The organism is Streptomyces sp. NPDC005408 (assembly GCF_040606445.1).
Classification (GTDB): Bacteria; Actinomycetota; Actinomycetes; order Streptomycetales; family Streptomycetaceae; genus Streptomyces.
In genome coordinates this window covers 1-13,730 of the sequence record NZ_JBEXEX010000093.1, presented here as the reverse complement: position 1 = coordinate 13,730, position 13,730 = coordinate 1, and the positions used below count along the sequence as shown (strand labels likewise).

Below are 13,730 nucleotides of genomic sequence, written 5' to 3'. Positions count from 1 at the left end.
TCCTTGACACCCGGCACGGTGGTGAACTCGTGCAGGACACCGTCGATCCGGATGCTGGTGACAGCAGCGCCGGGGATCGAGGAGAGGAGCCGAGCCGCACATCCAGCCCGGCGGGCGTTTGAGGCGTGGGGTCCGGGGCGGAGCCCCGGTCAGAGGGTGGACCGCAGCCACTGCTCCACGCTTGCGATATGCACCGTCGCCCACGACCTCGCCGCCTCCCCGTCCCGGTCCCGCAGCGCCGACAGGATCGCCCGGTGCTCATGCAGGGTCCGGCTCACCGCGTCCTCCTGGGTCAGGCCGCGCCAGACGCGGGCCCGCGTGGTCGGGCCGGAGAGGCCGTCCAGCAGGGAGCAGAGCACCGAATTGCCCGAGGACTGCACGATGCCGCGGTGGAATTCGAGGTCGGTGGCGACCAGCTCCTCCACCGACGGCTGCGGCCCGAGCGCGTCCAACTGGGCGCTCAATACGTCCAGTTCGCTCTCGCTGATCCGCGTCGCGGCCATTGCCGTGGCGGCCGGTTCCAGAATGCGGCGTACGGCCAGGAACTCAAGCACCGTGTCGTCCCGGTGGAAGTCCACGACGAAGCTCAGCGCCTCGAGCAGCAATTGCGGGTCCAGGCTGGTGACATACGTGCCGTCGCCCTGCCGCACATCGAGGATGCGGATCAGCGACAGTGCACGCACCGCCTCGCGCAGCGAGTTGCGGGACAGGCCCAGCTCGGCGGCGAGTTCGCTCTCCTTGGGGAGGCGGTCGCCGGGGCGCAGCGCACCCGAGACGATCATTCCCTTGATCTTCTCGATGGCCTCGTCGGTTACGGCCATGGGCGACCCTCCATACATCCGATGTATCGGCCCCCATTATGCGTCCCAAAGCGTGCTCGGAGCCTCCTTCCGCACGATTGGGGCGATCTCCTCGGCAAATCGCTGGAGCGTTTCGATCTGTTCTGCCCGATCGAGCCCGAAACCGTCCACCGTGATCGACTGCAGGTCGTGCCGGTACACCTCGTGATAGCCGAGGATCTTGTCGATGATCTGCTGCGGACTGCCGATGAGCTGCGGCCCGTTCGCCATGGCGTCCTCGATGGTGCGGAACGAGGTGTTGTACCCGGCCTTGCCCTCCAGATGCGGCTTGAAGCTCTGCGCCACCTTCGCCTCGTACAGCTCCTTGAAGCGGTCCACCGCCTGCTGCGGGGAGTCGGCGATCAAGAGCCCGCCGGAGCCCGCCGCGACATGGGCGCGCGCGGGATCGTGGCCGTATGCCTCGAAGCGCTCGCGGTAGTGGGCGATCAGCTTCGCGTACGCCTCGCGCGGCTGGACGGCATTGGCGGTGAACAGCGGATCGCCGTGCTTGGCCGCGAGTTCGGGGGAGTTGAGGCTGGTGGCCGAGCCGTGCCAGATCCGAGGCAGCCCTGCGTACGGGCGCGGCACCGTCGTCACCCCGTGCAGCGGCGGGCGGAACTCGCCCTCCCAGTCCACCCCTTCCTCGACCCACAGCCGGCGCAGAAGCTCGTACTTCTCCTTCTGCAGATCCCACTGGCGCTCCTCGTCGAGCCCGAAGAGATCGAAGTGTCCTGCCTCCGCGCCCTTGCCGACGACCAGCTCGATCCGGCCGCGCGAGAGCTGGTCGAGGGTCGCGTAGTCCTCGGCGACCCGGACCGGATCGAGGATCGCTACGACCGTGACGCCGGTGAGGAGCTTGATCCTGCTCGTACGGGCGGCGAGGGCGCTCAGCACCACGGTGGGGCTGGAGGAGAGGAACGGGCCCGCGTGCCGCTCGCCGACGGAGAAGGCGTCGAAGCCCAGCCGCTCGGCCGCTTCACCGAGCGCGAGTACTTCCTCGAACCGGTCGGCGGCCGGGGAGAGTTCGCCGGTCAGCGGATGCGGGGCGTGGTTGATGAGGGAGAGCACTTGAAACTTCATGCTTCAACTCTCTCCGCCGGATGTTGCCGGAGTGTGGCTGCCGTATGGCACGACTCGAGGGGCATGCGTAAGGGGCGGCCGCCACGGCGACCGCCCCTTACCGGTGTGCCTTACTTGCCCAGCACGTCCTCGACCTTGCCGCGGATCTCGTCCGTCGCAAGCCCCCGGATCGTCAGGGTCGTACGACGGCGCAGCACATCGTCGGCCGTCTCGGCCCACTCGTGGTCACGCGCGTACACGACCTGCGCCCAGATCTCCGGCGCGTCCGGGTGGATCCGCTCGGCCAGCGCCGGGTCGTCGTTGGCCAGACGCGCGATGTCGAAGGACAGCGAGCCGTAGTGCGTGGCGAGGTGACGCGCGGTGTCCGCGGCCATCCGCGGCCCCGGCGCTCCGCCGTCGATCAGCAGCCGGTGCGCCACCGCGTTCGGGTTGGCGATACCGGGCAGCGGCAGCTTCTTCGGCAGCCGCGAGATCGGCTCCATGTCCTCGGCCAGCGGCTGCCCGGGCAGGGCAGCCAGCTTGTTCATCACCGTGCGGCCGATGTGGCGGAAGGTCGTCCACTTGCCGCCGGCCACCGACAGCATGCCGGCGCGGCCCTCGGTGACGACCGTCTCGCGCTTCGCCTTCGAGGTGTCGCCAGGGCCGCCGGGCAGCACCCGAAGACCCGCGAAGGAGTACGTGATCAGATCGCGGGACAGCTGCTGGTCGCGGATGGAGAACGCGGCCTCGTCCAGGATCTGCGTGACGTCCTTGTCGTTGACCGCGACATCCGCCGGATCGCCCTCGTACTCCTCGTCGGTCGTGCCGAGCAGCAGCATGTCCTCCCAGGGGAGGGCGAAGGTGATGCGGTACTTGTCTATCGGGGTCGCCAGCGCGGCCTTCCACGGCGAGGTGCGCTTGAGCACCAGGTGCGCGCCCTTGGACAGCCGGATGGAGGGAGCCGCGTTCGGGTCCTCCATCTTGCGCAGGTGGTCGACCCACGGGCCGGTGGCGTTGAGCACGAGACGCGCGCTGACGCCGAACTCGGCGCCGTCCGTACGGTCCTTGAGCTCCGCGCCCGTGACCCGGCCCTTGGTGAAGCGCAGGCCGGTGACCTCGGCGTGGTTGAGCACGGTGGCGCCGGACTGGACGGCCGCGCGGACCGTCATCAGGGCCATCCGGGAGTCGTTCATCTGGTCGTCGCCGTACACGGCAACGGCCTTCAGGTTCTCCGTACGCAGCTCGGGAACGTCACGCTGCGCCTTGGAGGCGCTGATGACATGGCCGACGCCGTCGCCGAACGCGGAGAGCGCCGAGTAGGCGAAGACGCCCGCTCCGAGCTTCGCCGCGCCGTGCGGTCCGCCCTTGTAGACCGGCAGATAGAAGGTGAGCGGGTTCGCCAGGTGGGGGGCCACCTGACGGGAGACCGCACGCCGCTCGAAGTGGTTCTCCGCGACCAGCTTCACCGCGCCGGTCTGCAGGTAGCGCAGACCGCCGTGGAGCAGCTTGGAGGAGGCGGAGGAGGTGGCGCCGGCGAAGTCGCCGGCGTCCACCAGAGCCACCCGCAGCCCGGACTGCGCCGCATGCCAGGCGGTGGAGATGCCCAGGATGCCGCCGCCGATCACCAGGAGGTCGTATGTCGCCTTGGAAAGCTGCTCCCGAGTTTCGGCGCGGCTCGGCAGGGAGCCGGAGGCCGGGTGCGTCCCAAGGGCAGGGACGCTCTGCAGGGTGGTCATCTCGTCTTACTCCTCGTCCTCGATCCAGCCCATGGTCCGCTCGACGGCCTTGAGCCAGCTCTTGTACTCGCGGTCCCGCTGGTCCGCGTCCATGCGGGGGGTCCACTCGGCGGCCCGGCGCCAGTTGGCGCGCAGCGCGTCGGTGTCCGGCCAGAAGCCGACGGCGAGGCCGGCGGCGTAGGCCGCGCCGAGGCAGGTCGTCTCGGCGACCATCGGGCGCACGACCGGTGCGTCCAGGAAGTCCGAGAGGGTCTGCATCAGCAGGTTGTTGGAGGTCATTCCGCCGTCGACCTTGAGCGCGGTCAGCTCGACGCCGGAATCCTTGGTCATGGCGTCACTGATCTCGCGGGTCTGCCAGGCGGTGGCCTCGAGAACGGCGCGGGCGATGTGCGCCTTGGTGACATAACGGGTGAGACCGGCGATGACACCGCGGGCGTCGGGACGCCAGTACGGGGCGAAGAGGCCGGAGAAGGCCGGTACGAAGTAGGCGCCGCCGTTGTCCTCGACGCTCAGCGCGAGGGTCTCGATCTCCGCGGCGGTGCTGATCAGGCCCATCTGGTCGCGCATCCACTGCACCAGCGAACCGGTGACGGCGATCGAGCCTTCGAGGGCGTACACCGCCTTCTGGTCGCCGATGCGGTAACCGACCGTCGTCAGCAGTCCGTTGTAGGAGTTGACGGGCGTCTCACCGGTGTTGAGCAGCATGAAGGTGCCCGTGCCGTATGTGGACTTGGCCTCGCCCTCGGCGAAACAGGTCTGGCCGAACAGGGCCGCCTGCTGGTCGCCGAGCGCGGACGCGACCGGGACGCCGTCGAGAGCGCCGCCCTTGGCCGTGCCGTACACCTCGGCGGAGGACCGGATCTCGGGCAGCACCGCGGCCGGGACCTCCATGGACTGCAGGATCTTCTCGTCCCACTCCATGGTGTGCAGGTTCATCAGCATGGTGCGCGAGGCGTTGGTGACGTCGGTGACGTGGTGACCGCCGTCGACGCCGCCGGTCAGGTTCCAGATGACCCAGGAGTCCATGGTCCCGAAGAGGATCTCGCCACGCTCGGCGCGCTCACGCAGGCCCTCGACGTTGTCGAGCAGCCAGCGGACCTTGGGGCCCGCGAAGTACGAGGCGAGGGGCAGGCCCGTCTCGCGGCGGAAGCGGTCCTGGCCGACGTTGCGGCCGAGCTCCCTGCAGAGTGCGTCGGTGCGGGTGTCCTGCCAGACGAGGGCGTTGTGGACGGGCTCACCGGTGTTCTTGTCCCAGAGCACGGTGGTCTCGCGCTGGTTGGTGATGCCGATCGCCTTGACGTCGGCGGCGGTGATGCCCGCCTTCTCGATGGCGCCGGCCACGACTTCCTGGACGTTGGTCCAGATCTCCGCTGCGTTGTGCTCGACCCAGCCCGGCTTCGGGAAGATCTGCTCGTGCTCCTTCTGGTCGACGGAGACGATCCGGCCGTCCTTGTCGAAGACGATGCAGCGGCTGGAGGTGGTGCCCTGGTCGATGGCCGCGATGAACGGGCCGGTGGTGTGTGCGTCGGTCATGGAGTGCTCCTGCGAGGTCGAAGGGAGGCTTAGGCGAACGCGAGCTCGTAGATACCCGCTGCGAGGGCGCCGCCGATCAGCGGTCCGACGACGGGGATCCAGGCGTAGCCCCAGTCCGAGCCACCCTTGTTGGGCAGCGGAAGCAGGGCGTGCACGATGCGCGGGCCCAGGTCGCGGGCGGGGTTGATGGCGTAGCCGGTCGGGCCGCCGAGCGAGAGGCCGATGCCGACGACGACGAACGCGGTGATCAGCGCGCCGATGACGCCCAGCCCCTTGCCGCTGTCGTTGAGGCCCTGAGTCAGGACCGCGAGCACGAGCACGGCTGTGCCGATGATCTCGGTGGCCAGGTTCTGCCACACCACACGGACCTCGGGTCCGGTGGAGAAGACACCGAGCACGGGGCCGGCCTTCGGAGCGGCCTCTTCGCTGACCAGGCCCTCCTCGTGGGGAGGCGCGGAGATGATCTCCGGGTCCGTGAGGTGGGCCTGGAACTGTCCGTAGTACGCGACCCAGACCAGCGCGGCACCGAGCATGGCGCCGACCATCTGACCTGCGAAGTAAACCGGAACATCGCTCCAGTCACCGCTCTTGATCGCGATGCCGACCGTGACAGCCGGGTTGAGGTGGGCGCCGGACAGCGTGCCGGATATGTAGACCGCGGTCATGACCGCGAATCCCCACCCGAATGTGATCGCCAGCCAACCGGCGTTCTGCGCCTTCGAGCGCTTGAGCACGACCGCGGCGACGACGCCACCGCCGAGCAGGATGAGTACGGCGGTACCAATGATCTCGCCGATGAAGATGTCGGAGTTGGACACCCGCGACTCCTTTGTCCTTCGTCCAGGGAAGCCGAACCCCGGGTCCCTCCGGTGGTTCGCGCCCTCAGGTAAGGGCGTTACCGGCCCTGGCACTGCGACACTCTAACGCCAATTGCCGGTAGGTGTTCGACAATGCCGACCGATGCACGGAAGTTTTGCCCCCGGGTTAACACGGCGTCAAGGGCTTGGTGGCCGGAAACGCGATCGTTACCGATGATGCGACAAATGGGTCAGAAGCGCCCGGCGCCGAGGTCCCGGGAGACCGCGCGGGCGCAGTCCCGCACCGCCGCGACCAACTCGGACCGCAGCTCGGAGCCGTCGCAGACCCGCTCGACGGCGCCCGTGATGGCGATCGCCCCGACCGGCATCCGGCGCCGGTCGTGGATGGGCGCGGCCACCGAGGCGACGCCTTCCCAGGTCTCCTCCACATCGGCAGCCCAGCCCCGTGCCCGGGTGTGGTCGAGCACCGACTCGAACTCCGCGAGGCCGGTCACGGTCCGCGGAGTGAAGACCTTGCGCTCCACCTCGAGTACCTCGGTGTGCGCCACCGGGTCGTACGCCGAGAGCACCTTGCCCAGAGCCGTGGAGTGCAGTGGCTGCATGGCCCCAATCTCCAGGACCTGGCGGCTGTCGTCGGGCCGGAAGACGTGGTGGACGATGAGGACCCCGTGCTTGTGCAGCACGCCGAGATGGACGCTCTCGCCGCTGGAGCGGGCCAGGTCGTCGGTCCAGACGAGGGCGCGGGCGCGCAGCTCGTGGACGTCCAGATAGCTGTTGCCGAGCCGCAGCAGCTCCGCTCCCAGCTGGTAGCGGCCCGATGCCGGATCCTGCTCGACGAAGCCCTCGGCCTGCAGGGTGCGCAAAATGCCGTGGGCGGTGCCCTTGGCCAGCTCGAGGGAGGAGGCGATGTCGGACAGGCCCAGCCGGCGTTCCCCGCCAGCGAGCAGTCGCAGCATCGCCGCCGCCCGCTCGAGTGACTGGATGTTCTTCGCCATCGGCTCGGCCCTTCTCCACACTGCGGTTCGACAATGCTGAACACTATCGGTCGATGCCGACCTTGGTCACCGCAGAGCGAGTACCTCGTGGCCGAAAGCCAACTAGTCACGGCGAGGACATGATGCCGTCCCGCCCCGTGGGACGGCGACGCCCTCTTGCGCCCCGCCCGGCTACGCTGGCCGAGTGCGCCTTCCACCGGAAGACGCAAAGCCGACAGCCGTCGCATCCCAGGGAGCACATCCATGGCCTCGCTGCCGACCCCTTCCGCTGACAGCCGGACCCGAATCGACGCCCTCCGCGAAGCCCTCGCCACGCGAGTTGTCGTGGCCGACGGCGCGATGGGCACGATGCTCCAGGCCCAGGACCCGACGCTCGAGGACTTCGAGAACCTCGAAGGCTGCAACGAAATCCTGAATGTGACCCGCCCGGACATCGTCCGATCCGTCCATTCGGCCTATTTCGAGGTCGGCGTCGACTGCGTCGAGACAAACACGTTCGGCGCAAACCTCGCGGCCCTCGGGGAGTACGACATCCCCGAGCGGGTCTTCGAGCTCTCCGAGTCCGGCGCGCGCATCGCCCGCGAGGTCGCCGACGAGTTCACCGCGTCGACCGGGCAGCAGCGCTGGGTGCTGGGCTCCATGGGACCCGGCACCAAACTTCCGACGCTGGGCCACGCCCCGTACGGGAAGCTGCGCGACGCCTACCAGCAGAACGCCGAGGGCATGATCGCGGGCGGCGCCGACGCCCTCATGGTGGAGACCACCCAGGACCTACTCCAGACCAAGGCCGCCATCCTGGGCGCCCGCCGTGCTCTGGACGCGACCGGCGCCAACCTCCCCCTGATCTGCTCGGTGACGGTCGAGACGACCGGGACGATGCTGCTCGGCTCCGAGATCGGCGCTGCGCTGACCGCGCTGGAGCCGCTGGGCATCGACATGATCGGTCTGAACTGCGCCACCGGACCGGCCGAGATGAGCGAGCACCTGCGCTACCTCGCCCGGCACTCCCGCATCCCGCTGTCCTGCATGCCGAACGCCGGCCTGCCCGTGCTCGGCAAGAACGGCGCACACTACCCGCTGTCGGCGACCGAGCTCGCCGACGCGCAGGAGACCTTCGTACGCGAATACGGGCTCTCCCTGGTCGGCGGCTGCTGCGGTACGACGCCCGAGCATCTGCGCCAGGTCGTCGAGCGCGTACGCGATCTCGCCCCCACCGAGCGCGAGCCGCACCCGGAGCCGGGCGCCGCGTCCCTCTATCAGACGGTGCCGTTCCGCCAGGACACGTCGTTCATGGCCATCGGTGAGCGGACGAACGCCAACGGATCGAAGAAGTTCCGCGAGGCCATGCTCGAGGGCCGCTGGGACGACTGCGTGGAGATGGTCAGGGACCAGATCCGCGAAGGCGCGCACATGCTCGACCTGTGCGTCGACTACGTCGGCCGCGACGGCGTCGCCGACATGGAGGAGCTGGCCGGCCGCTTCGCCACCGCGTCCACCCTGCCCATCGTGCTCGACTCCACCGAAGTCGACGTCATCGAGGCCGGTCTTGAGAAGCTCGGCGGCCGCGCGGTCATCAACTCCGTCAACTACGAGGACGGGGACGGGCCCGAGTCGCGGTTCGCGAAGGTCACCAAGCTCGCGGTCGAGCACGGAGCGGCGCTCATCGCGCTCACCATCGACGAGGAGGGCCAGGCCCGTACGGTCGAGAACAAGGTCGCCATCGCCGAGCGGATCATCGACGATCTGACCGGCAACTGGGGCGTGCTCGAATCCGACATCCTCATCGACACGCTGACCTTCACGATCTGCACCGGCCAGGAGGAGTCCCGCAAGGACGGCATCGCCACCATCGAGGCGATCCGTGAGCTGAAGCGGCGCCGCCCCGCTGTGCAGACCACGCTGGGCCTGTCGAACATCTCCTTCGGCCTGAACCCGGCCGCCCGCGTCGTCCTCAACTCCGTGTTCCTGGACGAGTGCGTCAAGGCCGGACTTGACTCGGCGATCGTGCACGCGTCCAAGATCCTTCCCATCGCCCGGCTGGAGGAGGAGCAGGTCCAGGTCGCCCTGGATCTGATCTACGACCGGCGGAGCGAGGGCTACGACCCCCTCCAGAGGCTCATGGAGCTCTTCGAGGGCGTCAACATGAAGTCGATGAAGGCGGGCAAGGCCGAGGAACTCCTCGCGCTGCCGCTGGACGAGCGCCTCAAGCGCCGCATCATCGACGGCGAGAAGAACGGCCTGGAGGCCGATCTCGACGAGGCGCTCCAGATCCGCCCCGCCCTCGAAATCGTCAACGAGACGCTGCTGGACGGCATGAAGGTCGTCGGCGAGCTCTTCGGCTCCGGCCAGATGCAGCTGCCGTTCGTCCTCCAGTCCGCCGAGGTCATGAAGAACGCGGTCGCCTATCTCGAACCGCACATGGAGAAGTCCGACGCGGAGGGCAAGGGCACCATCGTCCTGGCGACCGTCCGCGGCGACGTCCATGACATCGGCAAGAACCTCGTCGACATCATCCTCTCCAACAACGGCTACAACGTCGTCAACCTGGGCATCAAGCAGCCGGTCTCGGCGATCCTGGAGGCGGCCGAGGAACACCGGGCCGACGTGATCGGCATGTCCGGCCTGCTGGTCAAGTCCACGGTGATCATGAAGGAGAACCTGGAGGAGCTGAACCAGCGCAGGATGGCCGCCGACTACCCCGTCATCCTCGGTGGCGCCGCGCTGACCAGGGCGTATGTCGAGCAGGATCTGCACGAGATCTACGAGGGCGAAGTTCGCTATGCGCGCGACGCCTTCGAGGGCCTGCGCCTGATGGATGCGCTGATCGCCGTCAAGCGCGGGGTCCCCGGCGCCGTCCTGCCCGAGCTCAAGCAGCGCCGGGTCCGCGCCACCACGAACGCGGTCGTCGAGGAGCGCCCCGAAGAGGGCGCCGTGCGCTCCGACGTCGCCATCGACAACCCGATCCCGGAGCCGCCGTTCTGGGGCACCCGGGTGATCAAGGGCATCCAGCTCAAGGAGTACGCGTCCTGGCTGGACGAGGGCGCGCTGTTCAAGGGCCAGTGGGGCCTCAAGCAGGCCCGCGCCGGCGACGGCCCGACGTACGAGGAGCTGGTCGAGACCGAGGGACGCCCGCGGCTGCGGGGCTGGCTGGACCAGCTGCACACCAGGAACCTGCTGGAGGCGGCCGTCGTCTACGGCTATTTCCCGTGCGTGTCCAAGGGCGACGACCTGATCCTGCTGAACGAGGACGGCTCGGAGCGCACCCGCTTCTCCTTCCCCCGCCAGCGCCGCGGCCGCCGCCTCTGCCTCGCCGACTTCTTCCGCCCGGAGGAGTCGGGCGAGCCGGACGTCGTCGGGCTCCAGGTCGTCACCGTCGGCTCGAAGATCGGTGAAGCCACGGCCGAGCTCTTCGAGTCGGACTCGTACCGCGACTACCTCGAACTGCACGGTCTGTCGGTGCAGTTGGCGGAGGCGCTGGCCGAGTACTGGCACGCGCGCGTCCGCGCCGAGCTCGGCTTCGGGGGCGAGGACCCGGCCGACGTGGAGGACATGTTCGCCCTGAAGTACCGGGGCGCGCGCTTCTCGCTCGGCTACGGAGCCTGCCCCGACCTGGAGGACCGGGCGAAGATCGCCGCCCTCCTGGAGCCCGAGCGGATCGGCGTCCAGCTCTCGGAGGAGTTCCAGCTCCATCCCGAGCAGTCCACCGACGCGATCGTCATCCACCACCCCGAGGCGAAGTACTTCAACGCACGTTAGCGGCCCGAGACGTACACTGGTCGGTCCAGTGCAGGCCGGTTGCCTTCCCCACTTGGGAGGCGGCCGGCCTTCTCGTCCCTAGTGGAGGTGTGCCGGATGACCAGTACGGTCCCCGCGTCCTTGACCCGTTCGGCGGAGGGCTCTGCCCTTCAGGCCGTGTTTCTCGACATGGACGGCACCCTCGTGGACACCGAAGGTTTCTGGTGGGACGCGGAGGTGGAGGTCTTCGCGGATCTCGGCCACGAGCTCGACGAGGCATGGCGGGACGTGGTGGTGGGCGGCCCCATGACGCGCAGCGCCGGCTATCTCATCGAGGCGACCGGCGCGGACATCACGCTCGCCGAGCTGACCGTGCTGCTCAACGAGCGCTTCGAGAACCGGATCGGGCGCGGTGTCCCGCTGATGCCCGGCGCCGCACGCCTGCTCGCCGAGCTGGCCAGGCACAATGTGCCCACCGCGCTGGTCTCCGCCTCCCACCGGCGCATCATCGACCGCATCCTCGCCTCGCTCGGCCCGCAGTACTTCGCGCTGTCGGTCGCGGGTGACGAGGTTGCACGTACGAAGCCGCACCCGGACCCCTATCTGCTGGCCGCGCGGGGGCTTGGCGCCGAGCCCGCGAGATGCGCCGTCATCGAGGACACGGCGACCGGTGTGGCCGCCGCCGAGGCGGCGGGCTGCCGGGTGGTGGCGGTGCCGTCGGTGGCGCCCATCGCGCCTGCTGACGGCCGTGTGGTCGTACGGTCGCTCGAAGAAGTCGACCTTGGTTTTCTGCGCACGCTCATCACCACGATGAACTGATGCGTGTACTGTCCGTGTTTCTCGAATACAGCGGAAACTCTGGGCAGCCGGGCATGCTTTTTCCGTGACGTCGGGCACCCTTATCCGGCCCGGGCCATTCAGAATTCACGAGGTGACGTTCGTCACTCTGAGTGGCCCGGGTGATGTTGGTCCGGACCTCTCCGCACTCCCTTCAGGGGTGCGGGACGTGCCCTTGTGTCCGCATTTGGTGGAGTGGTGTACGAATCATTCCATGGTGCGGCCATCCACTCACAGGCATAACTGATCACTGAGCGAATACGCCTCAACTCCGGCCGGGTCACGCTTTCCTGGCGTTGCCCACTAATCTCATCGCGAGAACTTCGTCGCATCATCGATGTGTCTCGGCGGCCACCCAGCCATGGGAACACAGTGCCGATCGCTCTGTTTCCCCGGCCCGATCGCACCGCTCCGAACGGGCGGCCAGCGACGGAGACGCCCGAAGACATCGCTGTATCCCAGTGCCGGATGAGGAGAACGTCCAGGATGAACCGTAAGACCTTGGTGCTGCCGGCCGTGATAGGCCTGCTCGCGCCCGTGCTCGTCGCCTGCGGCGGGACGGACGGCGGGTCCGGCGGCGGTAATGCCATTGTCGTGGGCACCACGGACCAGTTCATCGCCACCGACGACGCGCCCGCGCCCCTCGACCCGGCCTACGCGTACGACACCGGCGCCTGGAACGTGCTCCGGCAGACCCTCCAGACGCTGATGCACGCCCCACGCGGCGGCGGCGATCCCGTCCCCGACGCGGCCGAGTCCTGCAGCTTCACCGACAAGGTGAGCGAGAGCTACCGCTGCAAGCTCCGCAGCGGGCTGAAGTTCGCCGACGGCACCGACGTCACCGCCGAGGATGTGAAGTTCTCCATCCAGCGCGTACTCGACATCAACGCCGACAACGGTACGGCCGCCCTCCTGTCGAACATCGACACCATGGAGGCCAACGGCAACGAGGTGGTCTTCCACCTCGCCACGCCGGACGCGACCTTCCCGTACAAGCTCTCCACGCCGGCCGCCGCCATCGTCAGCAAGAAGAACTACGACGGCAAGAAGCTCCGCGAGGGCTTCCAGGTCGACGGCTCCGGCCCGTACACCATGAAGACCGAGACCAAGGGTGGGCAGATCACCAAGGTCGTCTTCAGCAAGAGCAGCTCGTACAAGGGCGACCTCAAGCTCAGCAACGACAAGGTCGAGCTGCGCTCGTTCGCGGACGCCGGCGCCATGGGCAAGGCCCTCGAGTCCGGCGACATCGACATCATGACCCGGGCGATGTCGCCCGAGCAGATCAAGAGCATGTCCGAGAGCCCGAAGGAAGGCATCGAGCTCACCGAGATGCCGGGCCTCGAGATCCGCTACCTCGGCTTCAACACCAACGACCCGTCGGTGAAGAACAAGGCCGTCCGGCAGGCCATGGCGGCCGTCGTCGACCGCGGCCACATCGCGGGCCAGGTGTACGGCTCCACCGCCGAGCCGCTCTACTCGCTCATCCCGACGAGCATCGCGGCGCACACCAACTCCTTCTACAACAAGTACGGCGAGCCGAACCGCAAGAAGGCCGCGGAGCTCCTGCGCAACGCCGACATCACCACGCCGGTGAAGCTGAAGCTCCACTACACGACCGACCACTACGGTGCCGGTACGGCCAAGGAGTTCGAGGCGCTCAAGCAGCAGCTGAACGCCACCAAGCTCTTCGACGTCACCATCGAGGGCACCGAGTGGTCGAAGTTCCGCCCCGCCCAGAAGCGCGGTGACTACGCCGTCTACGGTCTCGGCTGGTTCCCCGACTTCCCGGACCCGGACAACTACATCGCGCCGTTCCTGGACAAGGGCAACTTCCTCAACACGCCGTACGTGAGCACGGTGGCGCGGCAGCTCATCCCGGAGTCGCGGAAGGCCGCCGACCGCACCTCCGCGTCCGACGCCTTCACGAAGATCCAACAGATCGTCGCCACGGACGTGCCGGTGCTGCCGCTGTGGCAGGGCAAGCAGTACGTCGCCTCCCGCACCGGTGTCACCGGTGTCGAGCGGGTGCTCAACTCCAGCTCGGACCTGCAGCTGTGGGAGCTGGGCCGCGGCACGCAATGACCCTCCGGGTACACGAGCGAGCGGCGGCGGGCTCCAGGATCCCACGATGCTGGACCTGCTGCGCTGGCACGGCGCCGAGGAGGTCGAGCACCGCTC

The 13,730-nt window shown here is 68.3% G+C and carries 9 protein-coding genes; 3 read left to right on the top strand and 6 right to left on the bottom strand.

Annotated features, from left to right (window positions below):
• Nucleotides 1–149: 149 nt before the first annotated feature.
• The 6 genes from ABZS64_RS37930 to ABZS64_RS37905 form a co-directional block, all read right to left on the bottom strand.
• Nucleotides 150–821: a FadR/GntR family transcriptional regulator gene (locus ABZS64_RS37930; RefSeq protein WP_355839574.1), complete on the bottom strand. Its 672-nt coding sequence runs from the start codon at nucleotides 819–821 to the stop codon at nucleotides 150–152.
• 36 nt (nucleotides 822–857) lie between these two features.
• Nucleotides 858–1,919 (bottom strand): LLM class flavin-dependent oxidoreductase, encoded by a 1,062-nt coding sequence (locus ABZS64_RS37925; RefSeq protein ID WP_355839572.1) that lies wholly within the window; start codon nucleotides 1,917–1,919, stop codon nucleotides 858–860.
• Nucleotides 1,920–2,029: 110 nt separating this feature from the next.
• Nucleotides 2,030–3,634 (bottom strand): glycerol-3-phosphate dehydrogenase/oxidase, encoded by a 1,605-nt coding sequence (locus ABZS64_RS37920; RefSeq protein ID WP_355839570.1) that lies wholly within the window; start codon nucleotides 3,632–3,634, stop codon nucleotides 2,030–2,032.
• Nucleotides 3,635–3,640: 6 nt separating this feature from the next.
• Nucleotides 3,641–5,167: a glycerol kinase GlpK gene (glpK, locus tag ABZS64_RS37915; RefSeq protein WP_355839568.1), complete on the bottom strand. Its 1,527-nt coding sequence runs from the start codon at nucleotides 5,165–5,167 to the stop codon at nucleotides 3,641–3,643.
• 29 nt (nucleotides 5,168–5,196) lie between these two features.
• A complete protein-coding gene (locus ABZS64_RS37910; protein ID WP_355839566.1) occupies nucleotides 5,197–5,985 on the bottom strand; it encodes an MIP/aquaporin family protein in 789 nt (262 codons plus the stop codon).
• A gap of 230 nt (nucleotides 5,986–6,215) precedes the next feature.
• Entirely contained in the window at nucleotides 6,216–6,980 is a 765-nt protein-coding gene (locus tag ABZS64_RS37905; protein WP_355839564.1) for an IclR family transcriptional regulator, read from the bottom strand.
• A 243-nt stretch (nucleotides 6,981–7,223) separates the two neighbouring features.
• Between ABZS64_RS37905 and metH the strand changes: the two genes are divergently transcribed.
• The 3 genes from metH (at nucleotide 7,224) to ABZS64_RS37890 (ending at nucleotide 13,634) form a co-directional block, all read left to right on the top strand.
• On the top strand, nucleotides 7,224–10,736 hold the full coding sequence (gene metH, locus ABZS64_RS37900; RefSeq protein ID WP_355839562.1) for a methionine synthase: 3,513 nt from the start codon (nucleotides 7,224–7,226) through the stop codon (nucleotides 10,734–10,736).
• 96 nt (nucleotides 10,737–10,832) lie between these two features.
• Complete coding sequence (locus ABZS64_RS37895; RefSeq protein WP_355839560.1) at nucleotides 10,833–11,534, top strand: HAD family phosphatase; 702 nt, start codon at nucleotides 10,833–10,835, stop codon at nucleotides 11,532–11,534.
• A 504-nt stretch (nucleotides 11,535–12,038) separates the two neighbouring features.
• Nucleotides 12,039–13,634: an ABC transporter substrate-binding protein gene (locus tag ABZS64_RS37890; protein WP_355839558.1), complete on the top strand. Its 1,596-nt coding sequence runs from the start codon at nucleotides 12,039–12,041 to the stop codon at nucleotides 13,632–13,634.
• Nucleotides 13,635–13,730: the final 96 nt, after the last annotated feature.

Coding starts and splice junctions, on each gene's coding strand:
- glpK (WP_355839568.1), bottom strand. CDS start 5,167: ATGACCGACGCACACACCACCGGCCCGTTCATCGCGGCCATCGACCAG.
- ABZS64_RS37890 (WP_355839558.1), top strand. CDS start 12,039: ATGAACCGTAAGACCTTGGTGCTGCCGGCCGTGATAGGCCTGCTCGCG.
- ABZS64_RS37895 (WP_355839560.1), top strand. CDS start 10,833: ATGACCAGTACGGTCCCCGCGTCCTTGACCCGTTCGGCGGAGGGCTCT.
- metH (WP_355839562.1), top strand. CDS start 7,224: ATGGCCTCGCTGCCGACCCCTTCCGCTGACAGCCGGACCCGAATCGAC.
- ABZS64_RS37930 (WP_355839574.1), bottom strand. CDS start 821: ATGGCCGTAACCGACGAGGCCATCGAGAAGATCAAGGGAATGATCGTC.
- ABZS64_RS37920 (WP_355839570.1), bottom strand. CDS start 3,634: ATGACCACCCTGCAGAGCGTCCCTGCCCTTGGGACGCACCCGGCCTCC.
- ABZS64_RS37925 (WP_355839572.1), bottom strand. CDS start 1,919: ATGAAGTTTCAAGTGCTCTCCCTCATCAACCACGCCCCGCATCCGCTG.
- ABZS64_RS37905 (WP_355839564.1), bottom strand. CDS start 6,980: ATGGCGAAGAACATCCAGTCACTCGAGCGGGCGGCGGCGATGCTGCGA.